Source organism: Sporosarcina sp. Y1009, assembly GCF_057669865.1.
Window position 1 is genome coordinate 239370 of record NZ_JBYHFO010000003.1, and the last position, 16848, is coordinate 256217.

The window sequence follows — 16848 nt, forward strand, 5'->3', positions numbered from 1 at the left end:
TGATGAGCATATCTCATACTTCTTTGAAAGTTAGCAGCTACTATAATAGCTTTACGAAGACAGAAAAAAAAGTAGCAGACTTTGTTTTAGAGAATACAAATGATGTCATGTACTATTCCATAACGGAACTTGCCGATAAAGCAAGTGTGGGGGAGTCAACTGTACTTCGATTTAGTCGGAAACTGGGGTTTTCCGGTTTTCAAGATTTTAAATTAGCAGTAGCTCAAGATCAAGTTCAACCGTCAAATTTTGAAGATGAAGAAATTCAACGAAGCGATGATATGAAGAGCGTCATAAATAAAGTCATAAAAAGGCAAATAAATAGTCTAGAAGGAAATCTTCAACTTCTTGACGATAAATCTATACAAAAGGCAGTAGATATCATATTGCAATCTCGTAAGGTTACATTTTTCGGTGTAGGTTCTTCAGGGATAACTGCCAGTCAAGCTTCTAGTTCCATGTTAAGAATTGGGATTAATTGTGACTATAAGCAAGATACTCATTTTCAAGCCATGAGCGCTTCACTTTTATCGACAGAAGACTGCGTTATTGGTATCTCAGTTTCTGGCAGCACAAAAGATACAATTTATAATGTAGAAATTGCCAAGAAAGCAGGAGCCAAGATTATTTGTATAACAAATAATGCAAAGTCGCCAATTACAAAACTGGCAGATATTGTTTTATTAATATCTGGAAAAGAAAACCCATTAGAAGGTAGTTCAGTTCTATCACAATTAGCTCAGTTATCATGTGTCGACATACTTTGTACTGCCATAAAAAATCAAGGGAATATTAAATCGAAAGTCTTTAGTGAATTAACCGCTAAGGCCTTATCGGAAAAACTATATTAAATTTAAAAAATGATAAAGGGAAGCGTTTTAATTGGGGAGACATATAGGGGATTTCACTTTACAAGAATTACAAAAGTACAGACCAACACTCATAAACAAGCCTACGAATTTCAATGAATTTTGGACTAATCAAAGAGCGCGCCTTCAAGAATTGAGTCCCGGGATTCAAATCGAATGGAGAGATTATCCTATTTCAACAGTTGAGGTTGCGGATATTACCTTTGACAGTTGGGATCAGACACCACTGGCTGGAATATTGATGAAACCAAAAGGAGTCACTGAATTTCCAATAATTCTAAGCTTTCATGGCTATACAGGAAGTCGTGGATTAGCTGGAGATCATCTTAAATGGTTGACCCTAGGCGTCGGTATTTTATCATTTGATATACGCGGACAAGGTGATTCACCTGACTTTGCGAATTACCCAAATGGCAGTAGAATTCCTGGGTGGATGCTTCATGGGATAGAGGATCCAGAGAATTATTACTACACAAACGTTTACCGGGATATTTTGATGCAAATGAATTGGGTCAGATCCAAGGACTTTCCGTTTACGATTACAAAATTTGGTGTCATGGGTGGATCCCAAGGCGGCGGACTTGCCATTAGTGCGGCTGGCTTAGACAGAAATATAGATTTTTTAGTCGCGGATTGGCCGTTCATTTCTCATTTTGAAAGAGCTTTGGAAATCGCGACATCTGGTCCTTATATGGAAATTGTGAATTACTTCAAATGGAATGATCCACAATATAAGAAGCAAAGTACGATTGTAAAAACACTTGGCTATATTGATTGTGTACATTTTGCTCAATCTATAACTTGTCCTACGCTGATGGGGGTAGGACTTGAAGATTCAGTGACCCCACCGTCAACTGTATTTGCTGCTTATAACCATTTGAGTTCAAAAGAAAAACGAATGGAAGTTTACCCACAATTTGTTCACGAGATGAACCCCTTTCATGAGGAGAAAAAGCTAGCGTTTGTTGCGAATCAACTAAAATGAATTTGATAGTTAAAAAATCATTCAATCGAAGAAATCCGATTATATCACAACGGGTTTCTTCGATTTTAATTTCAAAGAGTCTTAGGTGCTAGCGTCCTACCTCACTAAACCGAAAACTTCATAATATTTCCAAACTTAACAATAACATTACAAGAAATTGACACTTCCTTAACAAACCCTCTTTATACTTAACATTGAGTATGACTTTTATAGAGGGGGAAATATTGAGAATGAAACGTTTTCGATCTGCATTGGCAGCTATCACTGCTAGTATCCTATTCCTTACGTCTTTTTTACCATCGGCTGGAACAGTATTTGCTGAGGAACCCGCGGAAGTAAATCATGAGCAGGAATTGGAAAATCAGCTAGAATTACATCATGAACAGCCTCTGGAAATCAACCAGTCCGACCCTTTTCAAGTACAGATACAGAGTACAGCTGCTGATGAAGTGACACTCTTTTATCGTTCATCAGCGCTTTCACAAACAATCGCTCTACAGATGGAGGAAAGTGAAGATAGATTATTTAGCGCGACTATCCCACATACAGCACTCTGGTCATCACAAATTGAATACTGGTTTGAATCAACCGAAAATGAAATAAAGACACAAACCTATCAAGTGAATGTAAACAGTCCAACTGATCATAACAATAAGACAGCCTCGAAAATATTAATTACAGAAGCGAATTTAAATCATGAGGGTTATCAATTTATTGAACTGTATAACAATACAAGTCAGCCTATTGATTTAGCAAATTATCATGTAGTTGCACAGAATATCATATTAGAGTTTACAGAAGGAACTACCATTCAATCACAAGAAACAAAGGTAGTTTGGCTTGTCAATGAATTACGTAACGCGACAGACTTTAATAAGCATTACCAATCAACTCTCGATGAACAGCAATTGGTTATGATTGAAAACAATCAGCCGCTAGCAAATGCTTCACATATCAAGCTAGTGGATAAAAACACAGGAATTTCTGAAGTCGCTGCGCTGTATCAGCAAGTAGCAGAAGATTCCAGTCAACTTTTTTACTTTCCAAAAGAAGGTAATGAAATGAATGACGGTGGCTTTGCGCAGACTGTCCAACCAGGAAAATTGGTTGCAGGACAAGTTCCTGAAAATGCGATCGTCGTTGAAGAACCCACAAATGATGAGGAAAATAAGGAAGAGACAAAAACTGAACCTATCACTGAAGCTACAAAAGAAGATATCGTCGAAACAGAGCCAACTCAACAAGCAGATATCATTCACCAGCCAGTCTTTGAAATAGATGGAGAAAACGCTTTGTCCTTAGAAGCGACTGTTTCCAATGCAAACAACGTAACACTGCAATTTCAAACGGGTCAATCTATGGAATTTCAAAGTCTAGAATTTGTAAGACAAACCGAGACTGATAGATATACAGTGGAAGTACCGAAGAATCAGCTTTGGTCTCCATTCTTTAATTACAGAATTATTGTAGAAACTGAAGAGCATCATACCTCAACATTCCCAGAAATCGGTTATGTTGAAGCAGAAGTTATTTTCACTCAAACTAACGATACACAGCAGATACCACCTTTGTTAATTACCGAAATCACACCAGATACAGCCAATATCAATAAACTAGACGGCTATGAATTTATCGAAATCTACAACAATACCAATCAACCGATTAATATGAAAGACTACAAGATTATCTATCGTTATCCAGCAAGCAGTAGTAGTCCTGAACAACACTGGAATTTAACGGACGATAAAATTATTGGTGCGGAAGACAGCTTTATTGTTTGGATCCATAATGAAGGAAATAAAGACAAAACAGTTGCTGATTTTAATGAATTCTACGGTTTAAATATGGAGGAAAGCAATGTTACCATTATTGAATCTGATGGTATGGCGAACGGTAGTGAACGTTCACTTGTCATTGCAGATAATTTTAATAATGAGATTGTCAAAGCTACCTATAATGACGGGCAAAGAGATGTAAAAGTAGATCAAGGTATTATTTATAAATACCCATCAGAAGGAACGTCTATGGTTAAAGTGGGTGTAAGTGAAACTGTTACACCACTCACAATCATTCCTGGACAAGTACCTAGTCAGCCCGTACAGATTGAAGTCGGTCAAGATGTTCCGGTTATCGAGCATGAGCAACCGACTTTATCTGAAGAAAATCAAGCCATCACTTTGGAAGTGACAGTTACCTCGGAACAAGAGGTATTAGGTGTAAATGCATATGTTAGGCAAAGTAGCAGTATGGATTTTCAAGCCATTACAATGGATTCCACGACAAATCCAGAAATCTATACCTTAACGATTCCATATGAATCTATCTGGAGCGACCATATAAGTTACTATTTTGAAGCATCCAACCAGTCTGGAACAGAAAAAACTGACACTTATCAATTAACTATTCCACAACCAGCAGTGGATTATCAAAATGTTCCACAATTATTTATTACCGAGCTCGTCCCTGATAGTACCAATGTGAATTCACTAGACGGTTATGAGTTTATCGAAGTTTATAATAACGCAGATCAAGCTATTGATTTTACGGATTATACGATTCGTTATCGTTATCCAATGGAAGGTCCTGGCGCGGATTTATTGTGGGGGCCAACTGAGGATGAAAGAGTCATTATTCCATCCGGTGAAACGGTCGTATTTTGGAATATCAATAGCGGCAATACGCATTTAACAGGCGAGGATTTTAACAATAACTATGGAACAAACTTACAAGAAGGAAAAAACCTAATCAAAATTTATAATAATGGGCTAGCAAATAGTTCCTATCGTTCACTTGTCATCGCTACTAAAACAGGCCATGAGTTATCAACTGTCAGTTATTTTGATGAAGTGAATGTCGATGATACCGTTCCCGACAAAGGGATTTTCTACCGTTTTCCGACAGATGGAAGTACTCAGTTAACGAAAATTAGTGCTGGTGTACTAAATGCTACGCCTGGATCGGTGATGTCTGAACAGGTTCCAGTGGAGAAAGTTCAGGTGATCGCAGATAACGAGAAACCAACGATAAATGATTTAACTGAAAAGAGCGAGGTAACTTCTACTGAACCCGTACAAGTTATTTCGGAAATAACAGATAATCATCAAGTTAAGTCAGCAGCATTACATTACCGAACAGCTAAAACAGAAGACTACAACAAAGTAAATCTAGAAATGAAAGAAAATAATCGCTATCAGCATATGATCTACGAACCTGAATTAATTGGTAAAAAACAAATAGAATACTATTTCACAGCTAGTGATGGTGTAAATATAACGACATCAGAAACAAATCGCATCTCTATTCAGCATCCAGGTGTAAGAGAAGGGCTACGTTTAAACGTTTCAGAAGAGGAAATCATGTCTGGTGAGAAAATACTCAAAGCGACATCAGAGCAAGCGCCAGAAAATCTTGCGTTATTCGTCGATGATAAACAAGTGACAGATACATTTACAGCGCTTGAAACGGAAGCCTACTTTGCATTTGATGTTCGTAAAACAAATCTTTTCTTCCAAAATGGCGTGACTATGGGTGACGAGATTCTGTATATTTTTGACGATACCATTAATGCATACACAACATTAACCGTTCCAATTTCAGCGAATCGGTTAGTGCATGGAGATAACACAATCTCCATTCGATCTGGAAATAAAGTAAGTCCTTTTGATGAAGGATCATCTGAAAATCGAGATGACTTTAACATCAAAAATATTCGACTTGTTTTATCAGATGGAACAACGATTTATGATCCAAATTACGTCAATGTAAATGAAGAACTTGCAGTTGGAGACGATGGAAGCTCAATTCCAGTTTTTGATTTTACATTTACAATTGATCCGGAGAAATTTACTTCTTTGGCTTATCAATTAGATACGACAGTGTTATCTGATGGCGTTCACGAAATAAAAGCAGTCCTAAATGAAGAGGAAGTTAAAAACAATATTATAATAGATAACACTGCACCAGTTATTCAACCAACAATTGAGGAAGGAAAATCCTATAAGGGTTCATTCACAATTGATGCAAAAATCACTGATGCAACCAGTGAAGTAGACACGATTACCACCCAGTTAGATGGGAAGTATATTACTTTACCTTATGAAACCTCTTCCGCTCTATTGGAAGCTGGCGCACATGAATTGGTAATCACAGCTAGCGATATTGCTGGAAATACGGGTATGCAGAATATTTCCTTTAGCACGGTCGAGGAAAATCCACTGCTGCCAGAATGGTTAAAGGATGATCCAGAAGACACAAGCGCAACTTTATCCGTTAGGGTGAGCGATCCAACAAATGACACTTTAGACGTTTCGTTCTTTCAATCCTATCAATATACTGCTGCGGACACAGACAACATGAAAATTTCTCATCACGCAGTAAACACAGAGCCACCGCAAAGTTATTTGCCAGAGGGCGAAAAGGATTTCACTGAAGATGAACGCAAGAAAATTGAGGAATTAGACGGTCAGGAATTTGGAACTGAGTCAACAACGGAGTTTCCTTATCATCGTTTTGATGTCACTGTAGATGAGCGCGTCTTGCCTGAAGATGAAATCGAAATTGTATGGAATGGCTCTTCTCTTCCAGGTCGAAAAGTAACGATGTATGCTTGGAATTATGAAACCGAAAAATGGAAAGATCTCGTTTCTACCGTTGCCGGTGAGACGTCATTCGAACTGATTGGTTCTGTAACAGGTAACGAATACATTCAAAATCAAAAAGTGAGTGTCATTGTTCAAGATCAGATTGAAGAGACCCTTCAAGATGATTTCACATTTGTTTGGATGTCTGACACACAATATTATTCGGCAAGTTATCCGCATATCTACGAGACCGAGGTAAATTGGATTGCTGAGCAACAAGAAGCGTTAAACATCCAATACGTTTTCCATACAGGGGATCTCGTCGATAACTCTGAGGACTTTAATCAGTGGGAAGTTGCAGACAATGCAATGAAAGTTCTGGATGATGCGAAAATACCTTATGGTGTGTTGGCCGGAAACCATGATGTCGATCATAAAGATGGCTTATACGACAATTACTATCAATTTTTCGGAGAACATCGCTTCAAAGATCGTTCTTATTACGGTGAATCTTATCTCAACAACCGTGGACATTATGATTTAATCTCAGCAAATGGGAATGACTTCATCATGGTGTATATGGGCTGGGGTGTTGATGAAGCCGGTATCGAGTGGATGAATGAAGTGCTAGAAAAATATCCGAATCGAAAAGCGTTTATTAATTTGCATGAGTATTTACTTGCAAGTGGTACACGAAGCCCGATTGGAGAAGAAGTTTTCCAAAAGGTCGTGCTTCCAAATCCGAATGTGTACGCTGTTCTAGCTGGCCATTACCATAACAGCCAAAAGGTTATCGACGAAATTGATGATAACAATGATGGCATAGTCGATCGCACGGTCTATCAGCTACTTGCGAACTATCAAGGCGGGCCAGAAGGTGGACAAGGTTATATGCGATTACTTAACTTTAATTCAGCAACAAATGAAATCGATGTCCAGACATACTCCCCTTATTTGGATGAATACAATTATTACGATCCAATCGTACATCCAGAAAAAGACGAGTTTAAGATTCCATGGGACATGACACCTCAAGTGAAAAAAGTAGCGACTGATTATGTCGAAGTCAATGTCTATACAAATGATTTAATCGGCAAAGTAGACAATGTACCTAGTGGTGAAATCGCATCAGTCGTATGGAACGATTTAGAGCCAAACGGCAAATATTTCTGGCATGTGATTGCCGAAGATCAGTATGGTGGAAAAAAACGGTCTGACATTTGGTCCTTCCTTACAAAAGAAGGCGTCGTCATCGTAGATCCAGAACAACCCGAGGACCCTGTCAAGCCTGGAGACAACGACCCAGTGATTGAAGATCCAATTGTTCAACAACCAGATCCGAACGATGAGGGTGACAAAAATGTACCACCAGGCGATAACCCGAACAACAACAATAAACCAGACAAAACGGGACCTCCTTATTTTGAAAACACACCAAACCAAAACAAAGGCGGCGCTCCCTTACCAAGCACAGCAACAAATAATTTCAATTACCTCATCACCGGCTTTCTGTTACTACTAGCAGGCAGCAGCTTATTAATATATAGAAGAAAAGAAATGGGGATTGGAATCGAGTAAAAAAGGTAGGAGCATTCTTTGAGGAAAAAAGTACCCTCTCAAAACGGTACCTTTGCAAGAAAAAACACAAAAAACACATTATAATTGCATAAGATGAAAAGAGAGATAGTGACAATATAACACTTTGTCGCTATCTCTTTATTTTTTATCTGAACCGCAGACTTGTCATAATTGCACCTTGCGCAGGTACTACCGCCTAAATTTCACATCATAATTGTGTATTACCTTGTAAAATTAATTATTTTTTTATAATATCTTCTCACTTCACTAAGTTCATGTTCGTTAACTTTCCCTGCCAAAGAAACCAAAGTGCTATTGTTTTTTTCGTTTATTTCCATATTAGAAATTTTTTTCATCATATAAGCCATTACTTCAGGTACAACAAATTCATCTGGATTGTTCAAACTAATTATGGCTTGTGATACCAACCAATCTAAATCACAATCCACTACAGAAAAATATAAGAATCCGTCTGTTATTAAAAATGGATCGTCTCCTTTTTTTATAATTTTCTCAAATTGTGAAGTTGTGTAAGAATTTTCCGCAATTAGTTCAAACTCATCCTCCTCACTATCTCTCATAAGCAGATCAATAAAATCTTCAAAATCAATTGCTAATTTCACATCTATATTTTCATCTACATCTATAAAGGAAACGCAAGGTATTTCTTTACTTTGTCTATAATCTAAAAAAACCCAACTATGCCCATCTCCACTAATCAATACAATATCATCAGGTAGCTTCCATTCTTTTATCATATAAGGCGTGATAAGAATACCTTCATCAAACTTACCTCCAATACCAAGGAGATAATCAACACGAATATTTAATTGATCTAACTGAATTAAATTTCTAAACAAACGTCCTCCGTTTTGAATGCTCATTAATTCTACATACGATCTTGGTAATTTAACTCTTAATGAATTTTCAACCATCTTCAATGTCAGTTCAGTAAAATCTTCTAATTCATATTCATCCATAACATCAAATTCCCAAATTCTCTTATTCAAAACAACATTACCTACTTCCATTTATAGTGTTTTTTCGATGTTGGCTGATGAAATCAACTGGAACAAGTTTCAAGTTGATTAATTGTTTTTACTGTAACATGTTTTTCAAGATAATACGCCGCTTTCCTATTCAGTTTTGTCGTTATCTCTTTGGATTTATCCAAAGTCGTGAATCGTCAGAATTGCACCGTACACAGTACGTCGTTCAGGCATGTGATTAAAAATGGCTATATCGTTAGGAGAATTATAATTTATTACTAGTCTACCTATTCCTTTAGCACTTATTTATCATTAAACGACATTACCTATGATTCATTTTCAGAATATTTAAAGGAATCGCTGGTCGCGGAATGGAATACCTTTAACTACCGTGAAAAGTAGAGGGAGGTAAGAAGAGGATAAATAGGTGGCGAATATTTACGCAGAAAAGATTGGGAAGCTGGCAATTGATTCGAAAATAATAGGAGGAATGATGATTTCATGCCGAAAAACAAATTTAAAAAACTAGTACTAACATTGACACTTTCTGGTGCATTAGTGCTCAGCGCATCACCATTTGCGTCGCCGTATGCAGAAGCTGTAGGAGCACCAATAGGTTACACATCAAATGGAAATCCGGATTCATCTAAAGATAACAAAATTATTAAAAGAGTTGAAGCAGAAAGGGCAATTGAACATATTCGCTATCTTTCAGAAGAAATTGGCCCGAGAGCTGGGGGGCTTGAAGGAGAAAAACAGGCAGCGGATTACGTAGCATCTGAGTTAAGAAGTCATGGTTACGAAGTGGAATATCAATATTTTCCGGTAGCTGACCAATATATAGCTGAAGCCGCTTTTGCTAATGGTGATGCATGGCAAATGGGAGCGGCGCCAAACGGTTCTTTAAGTAATACTGCTGTAAACGGAGAAGTGCTGTTTGTTGAAGGGGGAACTACTGCGAGTGATTTCCCGACGAACACTGTCGGGAAAATTGTTTTAATGACGCGTGAAAGTTCAACTGCGAACTATCGTCTGCAAGTAGACAATGCAGTCAATGCAGGAGCAAGTGGCGTGATTCTGCAAAGTGTAAATGGAAGTCGTGGAAACTATGGTTCTACGTTTAACCCAAGCTTGACGGGGGTGTATGATATTCCCGTGTTCGGTGCTGCCTTCATTCAAGGGGAATGGTTAAAAGAACAACTTGAAGAAGGGCCAGTTGAATTGGCATTAACTGCAGAACGTCATTCAAATCTTGAGTCTGTAAACGTCATTGGAACAAAGAAATCGAAGAATAAAAAAACAGATGCAAAAGAAGTCATTTTAAGCGCACATATGGATAGTGTTGTCGGTGCACCAGGGGCGAATGATAATGCTTCAGGGGTAGGATTAATGCTCGAGTTAGCACGCGTATTCAAAGGATACAACACGGACAAAGACCTTAAGTTCATTGCCTTCGGATCAGAAGAACGAGGATTACTCGGCGCTAGGTACTATGTGGATCAGTTAACTCAAGAAGAACGAGATAATATCGAAGCGGTTTTTAATCCAGATATGGTTGCAACGAAATATGAAGAGGCTAGAAACCTTTATGCAATGACTGTAGATGGTAGCACGAATATCATAACTGATTCAACAGTAGCTGCCGGTGCGCGGTTAGGAAATTCCGATATTTTACCAGGGAAATTTGGATCTAGCGACCATGTTCCGTTCCATAATGCCGGCATTCCTTCTGCATTGTTTATATGGATGGGAATCGATAGCTGGGATCCACTAGTTTACCATATCGAAAAAGTTTATCACACGCCGCAGGATACTATTGAAGACAATATATCTTCAGAGAGAATGCAGTCTGCATTAGAAGTTATCGGTGCTGGACTTTTTGATGTCGTGCGGAAAGATGTACCTGGATTAAAGCGGTAAAATTAATCAAGTTAAGTTGAATAATCAAAGTTCTGCGAAGGGGATGTGACGTGATGTTAACTGGGAAAAAGATGAAGAGCTTATTATTATCATTCTTAATTGTAATGTTAGCTTTTGTACCACTAGTTGGACAGGAACACTCGTTAATCGCAAATGCATCTGAAGAAGTAACAGCAAATCAATTGGTCGAATCCGAGACATTAAGTGAAAAACTTCAAGCTATTTTAAGCGACAGGCGTCTAGATGGCGCAATAGCTGGCGTTAGTGTCAGAAAAGAAAATGGCGTAGAGTTATTCGAGCAGGACGGCGATATTCGCTTACATCCTGCATCGAATATGAAGTTATTAACAAGTGCAGCGGCGCTTTCGACACTTGGAGAGGATTATCAATTTACGACAGAAATATTAACAGATGGGACACTTAGAGGAAAAGTACTTCAAGGTAATTTATACATGAAGGGTAAAGGAGATCCGACTTTATTGAAGGAAGACCTTGATCAACTTGCGGTGGAATTAAAAGAACAAGGTGTTCATAAAATTAAGGGGAATTTGATTGGCGATGATAGCTGGTATGACGATGTTCGCTTATCGATGGATTTAAACTGGAATGACGAACCCTTTTATACTGGGGCACAGGTTTCTGCTTTAACGATTTCACCGAATGAAGACTATGATTCTGGAACTGTTATTGTGGAAGTAAGTCCTTCCAAAAATGGTGAAACTGCGCAAGTCACATTGTCACCTCAAACAGATTATGTCAATATTATCAACAAAACAAAAATGGCCCCGGCAGGTCAAGCGAAGAGTATTTCAATAGAACGCGAACATGGCTCGAATAACATTATCGTTGAAGGGACAATGCCGTTAAATGGGACAAACTCAAGGTCCTGGGTTGCTGTGTGGGAACCGACCATGTACGCGATAGACGTGTTTAAGAAATCACTAGAAGAGAATGGCATACAGCTCATTGGCAACTCAAAAGTGTCTACAGGCGTTACGCCAACAGACGCTAAGTTACTCATTTCTCGGAAGTCCATGGAACTAAAGGATCTTCTAATTCCATTTATGAAACTGAGTAATAATGGGCTTGGAGAAACGTTAACAAAAGAAATGGGGAAAGTTGTCCATGATAAGGGCACTTGGAAAGAAGGACTCCAAGTCATTCATAAAGTGACAACGGATCTAGGGGGTAGAGGAGATACAATCTTGCTTCGCGATGGTTCAGGGATGTCACATAAAACATTAATCCCTGCCACAGAGTTTACAAAAATACTGAATAATGCTCAGGAGAAAAGTTGGTTTCCTTCCTTTGAGAGATCTTTGCCAATAGCAGGCGAGCCAGAACGATTAGTCGGAGGGACCTTACGAAACCGTATGACCCAGGAACCGACGAAAGGGAACGTCACTGCAAAAACGGGTTCAATCACCGGTGTTACTAGCCTTTCAGGATACGTAACGTCTAAAGACGGGGAGAAGTTAGTCTTCTCAATCATGATTAACAATTACCTCGGCTCCTCTCTAACATCAATAGAAGATGCAATTGCAACAGTCCTTGCAAAACATGAATTTGAGGAGTGAACAGTAATAAAAATACACGACAACTGCATAATGTGAAAAGAGCGATAGCGACAATACAACACTTTGTCGCTATCTCTTTATTTTTTGTTGAACTAGAATTGTCGAAATGTACCACTAAAACAGTACCACCAAAAGGGGACTTCAAGGTGAGGTTTGCTAAATAACTGAATTTTGTTGAAACGATAATCGAATTATGATAAGTTTAAGGTGAATATAATTCAACTTAGTTGAATACACTTCAAGTGTAATCATTAAGATAACGAAAAGGGGTAACTCAATGACTAAATTAAATTCGAGAATTGCTCAGTTTTATAACAAGTCTGTGGATGAACGTTTACAAATCATAAGTGAAATGACAGGGATGGATGAGAAGGATAAGGAAGTACTCGCTTTTAGTAAGGGTTTTTCGGCAGATGTTGCGGATCATATGATTGAAAATGTGGTCGGCGGATTTCAGCTACCATTGGGAATTGCAACGAACTTTAAAGTAAACGGGAAAGATTATTTAATACCTATGGCGGTGGAGGAACCTTCCGTGGTAGCGGCGGCAAGCCATATGGCGAAGCTCACACGTGATTCGGGCGGATTTGAAACGTCTTATAGTGGCTCCGTTATGATTGCTCAAATACATGTGATCGATATCGCAGATCCTTTTGGGGCGAAGCATGCACTTTATAGAAGAAAAGTTGAGTTATTAGCGCTTGCGAATAGTTGTGACAAGACGCTTGTTTCATTGGGCGGTGGCGCAAAGGATATTGAAATACGCGTGTTGGATCAATCCAATTCAGAACCAGTGCTTGCGCTTCACTTGATTGTCAACGTGTTAGATGCAATGGGCGCTAACGCAGTGAACTCAATGGCGGAGAAACTTGCACCTCTCGTGGAGTCAATCACCAATGGAAAAGTATTATTACGTATTTTAAGTAACTTTGCAGAATACCGAGTGGTTCGTGTGAGAACGCAGATACCAGTGGCACAACTGGGAACGGAAGAATTTAGTGGTGAGGAAGTTGCTGACCGCATGGTAAAGGCCAATTATATTGCCATTATTGATCCATACCGTGCCGCCACGCATAACAAAGGCATTATGAACGGAATCGACCCGGTTGTTGTCGCAACAGGAAACGATTGGCGCGCAATCGAAGCGGGTGCACATGCATATGCGGCCAAAGATGGCGTATACAAAGCACTCACAAATTGGGAGCGAAATGAAGCAGGAGATTTGGTCGGAACAATGGAAATCCCTATGGCGGTCGGCATCGTAGGCGGCGCAACAAAAACGCATCCTGCTGCCCAATTAAGTCTCAAGATTATGGACATCGACTCTGCTGAGGAATTAGCACAAGTCATAGCTGCTGTTGGCCTCGCTCAAAATATGGCCGCTTTGAAGGCATTATCAACGGAGGGTATTCAACGAGGGCATATGGGATTACACGCAAGAAATATAGCACTTCAAGCCGGTGCATCACCAGAAGACATTGGGTGGGTAACGGACAAAATGGTTGAAGAAAAAAGTGTATCAATCGACCGAGCAAAAGAAATTTTATCGAGTAAATAAGGCGGGATTGTTATCGGCATTTCATTGATCGGCCAGCGAATTAAACAAGCACGATTAAGACAAGGTCTCACACAACAAGTCCTCGCTGAACGCTGCGGATTCACAAAGAGTCTATTATCAAAAATTGAAAATGGCCAGACAGCATCAGCAGTTGCAACGCTGTCAAAGATTGCCAATGAGTTAAATTTGTCATTGGCCTATCTCTTGGCAGAAGATGAGGACAAAAGTTTACAAATCACGAAAAAAACAGCCCGACAAACAATATCCGGGAATAACGAAGTCGGCTATTCATATGAAACGCTTGCAAATCTTTCGGGAACAAGTCAAATTGAACCAACAATCGTTCATGTTCTTGAAGAACCCATCTCGAATGAACGATTCACACATAACGAAGATGAGTTCATTTATATCTTGTCAGGCGAAATTCATCTCAGTTATGGTGATGAATTTCACCACTTGCAAGAAGGAGATAGCGCATATTTTAAAGGAACCGTTCCACATGTGTTTCTCCCTATCAATCGGAAAGAAGCAAAGGTTCTAACGATATTTATTGGGAATAGTTTTTAAGAATAGGTAACAATGGGAGATCGACTGTGTAACATTTTGTCGGTCTCCCATTGTTTTTTTATGAGAAATTTTGAATTATTATAGCTCCACCGTGCATAGTGCCTGTTACAAATTTAAAAATATTGCGTACTAAAAATGATTGACAAATGAGCTCCTATGTTTTATGGTGTGTATATTGACATACACACTACTCGTTTTTAAGGGGAGAGTAATTTGGGAGATTGGAAACAAGCGATCCTTTTGGCGAAATTTGAACTCTGCCATTCAAAGAAAGCACTTATCACATTGGGATTAATGTTAATTACCTTTTCATTTTCCATCATTAGTTCCATGTCTACTTATTTAGAAAAAGGGTTCATTATCTTTGATATATTCTTCTTAATGACTGTTGGGATTCTTGCAATGTGGGCAAAACCGAAGGAGTTTCAATTGGAGAAAATGGCAGATAATTCATTTCAAAAATCATATTTTTCCATGCTCTATCAGTTGCCAATTCGAAAAGAGATTTTGATTAAAAACTTATTTGTTATTTATTATGTATACACGATTCCGTTTCACGCATTATTTTTAGCCTCAATCTATGCATTTTCAGAAACGATGCGATCATTCTTGACGTTTCCAGAATACATTGCCTTCTCGATTATCTGGCTGTCGTTTGGAATTTACTGGGGAGTGATGTATCCTTTGACTGATTTAGGTGAGGTGACTAAATCTAGCACCTTTAAGATGTGGCTGTATACAGTATTATTCTTTGCACTCATTATTGGTGGATTTATTCTATTACAGCAGTTTACAGGTCAAGGTGTTGTACATTGGTCTATGGTCATTGCAAAGAAATGGCCGCTTTTATCGTCAGTCTTATCGATTATCGCCGCTTATCTTGGTACGACATTAGCGCTTCGACAGGCAAACAAAAAAATGAAGGAAATTGACTATTAAGGGCGTGTGTAAAATGGAACTTCCGATTCAATTATCTAAGGATTCTCGGGAACCGATTTACTTTCAAATCGAAGAGCAAATCAAAGCTTTAATTGCAAGTGGGCAATTGAACGCAGGAACTTTGCTTCCTTCAATTCGCGCGTTGTCCAAAGACCTTGAAGTAAGCATCATTACAACGAGAAGAGTGTATCAAAATTTAGAACAGAGTGGCTTTATTTATTCGAAGCAAGGGAAGGGCTCTTTTGTTGCCGAAATAGAAGAGGGACTGAAAAGGGAAGTGACAATCAGAGCAGTGGAACTTGCATTTGAAACTGCCATTGAGACTGCACTCCGTCATGATTATTCAGTGGTGCAAGTGAAAGAGATTTTTGCTGCCGTTATGGAAAAGTACGAGGGAAATGGGAAGGAGTCTTAATACATGGAACATGCATTAACGATACGCAATCTACATAAAGTCGTAGATGATTTTCAATTGGAGATCACCCATTTAGATATTGAAAAGGGGACAATATCCGCGCTTATCGGAAAGAATGGGGCTGGAAAAAGTACCATTTTGAGATTATTCATGAATTTAATGAAAGTAGATGCTGGTGACATAAAACTCCTAGGACAATCGCTGTCAAGAGAAGATGAGGCCTGGAAAAGTAAAGTCGCATACCTACCACAAAAACCGCCCATGATTACGCCTTTTACAGGAAAAGAATTAAGGGATTTAATTGCACCATCGTATCCGAGCTGGGACGAATCTTATTTTCAAAGGATCATAGAATTATTTGGCATTAATCTATCAACAAAATTCAAGAAATTATCGCCTGGTGCACAACAACAATTAAATTTAGCGCTTGTACTCGCTAGAAATACAGAAATCCTGATTCTTGACGAACCGACAGCACATCTCGATATACCTTCTAAGAAGATTTTAGGAGATTTGCTCGTAGAATGGATGGATATCGGAGAAAGAACGATTATTCTAGCGACCCATCAAATCGAGGATATTCAGAAGTTAGCAGACTATCTCATCTTTATAAAAGATGGCCACATTCAGGAAAAGTTTGAAAAAGAAGTATTAACTGATATGTATAAGCGTTATTGGTTTTCACAACCGCTCGAATGTGGAACTGTACCAGGCGAGGTCGAACGTAAAGAAAATACACTCATAACAAATCGACCTATTGAAGCTGAAGCGTATTTCGATCAAGCGAAGCTGAAATGGATAACAGTCCAATCGCTCGATTTGGATGAAATCGTAACCATGTTATTAATAAAGTGACTAGGGGGGAACTGCA

General features: G+C 38.7%; 11 protein-coding genes. 10 read left to right on the top strand and 1 reads right to left on the bottom strand.

Going from position 1 to position 16848, the window contains the following annotated elements:
• Positions 1–2: 2 nt before the first annotated feature.
• The 3 genes from AC25Y1_RS05615 to AC25Y1_RS05625 all read left to right on the top strand — a co-directional run bounded on the left by AC25Y1_RS05615 (position 3) and on the right by AC25Y1_RS05625 (position 8012).
• Positions 3–851, top strand: coding sequence for a MurR/RpiR family transcriptional regulator (locus tag AC25Y1_RS05615; RefSeq protein ID WP_488146967.1), 849 nt, complete (start codon positions 3–5; stop codon positions 849–851).
• A gap of 31 nt (positions 852–882) precedes the next feature.
• Complete coding sequence (locus tag AC25Y1_RS05620; protein WP_488146968.1) at positions 883–1854, top strand: acetylxylan esterase; 972 nt, start codon at positions 883–885, stop codon at positions 1852–1854.
• Between the two features lie 230 nt (positions 1855–2084).
• Positions 2085–8012, top strand: a complete 5928-nt coding sequence (locus tag AC25Y1_RS05625) for a lamin tail domain-containing metallophosphoesterase family protein (RefSeq protein ID WP_488146969.1) — start codon at positions 2085–2087, stop codon at positions 8010–8012.
• A 221-nt stretch (positions 8013–8233) separates the two neighbouring features.
• Here AC25Y1_RS05625 and AC25Y1_RS05630 read toward each other — a convergent pair whose 3' ends face one another.
• Positions 8234–9043: an SMI1/KNR4 family protein gene (locus AC25Y1_RS05630; RefSeq protein WP_488146970.1), complete on the bottom strand. Its 810-nt coding sequence runs from the start codon at positions 9041–9043 to the stop codon at positions 8234–8236.
• Between the two features lie 459 nt (positions 9044–9502).
• Here AC25Y1_RS05630 and AC25Y1_RS05635 point away from each other — a divergent pair, with 459 nt between their 5' ends.
• From AC25Y1_RS05635 to AC25Y1_RS05665, 7 genes are all read left to right on the top strand, one after another.
• Positions 9503–10921 (top strand): M28 family metallopeptidase, encoded by a 1419-nt coding sequence (locus tag AC25Y1_RS05635; RefSeq protein ID WP_488146971.1) that lies wholly within the window; start codon positions 9503–9505, stop codon positions 10919–10921.
• A 53-nt stretch (positions 10922–10974) separates the two neighbouring features.
• Positions 10975–12498: a D-alanyl-D-alanine carboxypeptidase/D-alanyl-D-alanine endopeptidase gene (gene dacB / locus AC25Y1_RS05640; RefSeq protein WP_488146972.1), complete on the top strand. Its 1524-nt coding sequence runs from the start codon at positions 10975–10977 to the stop codon at positions 12496–12498.
• Positions 12499–12754: 256 nt separating this feature from the next.
• The gene (locus AC25Y1_RS05645; RefSeq protein ID WP_488147039.1) at positions 12755–14056 is read left to right on the top strand and encodes a hydroxymethylglutaryl-CoA reductase, degradative; all 1302 of its coding nucleotides are present in this window, start codon (positions 12755–12757) and stop codon (positions 14054–14056) included.
• Positions 14057–14080: 24 nt separating this feature from the next.
• Complete coding sequence (locus AC25Y1_RS05650) at positions 14081–14623, top strand: helix-turn-helix domain-containing protein (RefSeq protein WP_488146973.1); 543 nt, start codon at positions 14081–14083, stop codon at positions 14621–14623.
• Between the two features lie 213 nt (positions 14624–14836).
• Complete coding sequence (locus AC25Y1_RS05655) at positions 14837–15562, top strand: hypothetical protein (protein WP_488146974.1); 726 nt, start codon at positions 14837–14839, stop codon at positions 15560–15562.
• 13 nt (positions 15563–15575) lie between these two features.
• The gene (locus tag AC25Y1_RS05660; protein ID WP_488146975.1) at positions 15576–15977 is read left to right on the top strand and encodes a GntR family transcriptional regulator; all 402 of its coding nucleotides are present in this window, start codon (positions 15576–15578) and stop codon (positions 15975–15977) included.
• A gap of 3 nt (positions 15978–15980) precedes the next feature.
• Positions 15981–16832, top strand: a complete 852-nt coding sequence (locus AC25Y1_RS05665; RefSeq protein ID WP_488146976.1) for an ATP-binding cassette domain-containing protein — start codon at positions 15981–15983, stop codon at positions 16830–16832.
• Positions 16833–16848 lie beyond the last annotated feature (16 nt).

Bases quoted from the DNA above. Each gene is read 5' to 3' on its own strand.
- AC25Y1_RS05615 (WP_488146967.1), top strand. From the start codon at position 3: ATGAGCATATCTCATACTTCTTTGAAAGTTAGCAGCTACTATAATAGC.
- AC25Y1_RS05625 (WP_488146969.1), top strand. From the start codon at position 2,085: ATGAAACGTTTTCGATCTGCATTGGCAGCTATCACTGCTAGTATCCTA.
- AC25Y1_RS05630 (WP_488146970.1), bottom strand. From the start codon at position 9,043: ATGGAAGTAGGTAATGTTGTTTTGAATAAGAGAATTTGGGAATTTGAT.
- AC25Y1_RS05635 (WP_488146971.1), top strand. From the start codon at position 9,503: ATGCCGAAAAACAAATTTAAAAAACTAGTACTAACATTGACACTTTCT.
- dacB (WP_488146972.1), top strand. From the start codon at position 10,975: ATGTTAACTGGGAAAAAGATGAAGAGCTTATTATTATCATTCTTAATT.
- AC25Y1_RS05660 (WP_488146975.1), top strand. From the start codon at position 15,576: ATGGAACTTCCGATTCAATTATCTAAGGATTCTCGGGAACCGATTTAC.
- AC25Y1_RS05665 (WP_488146976.1), top strand. From the start codon at position 15,981: ATGGAACATGCATTAACGATACGCAATCTACATAAAGTCGTAGATGAT.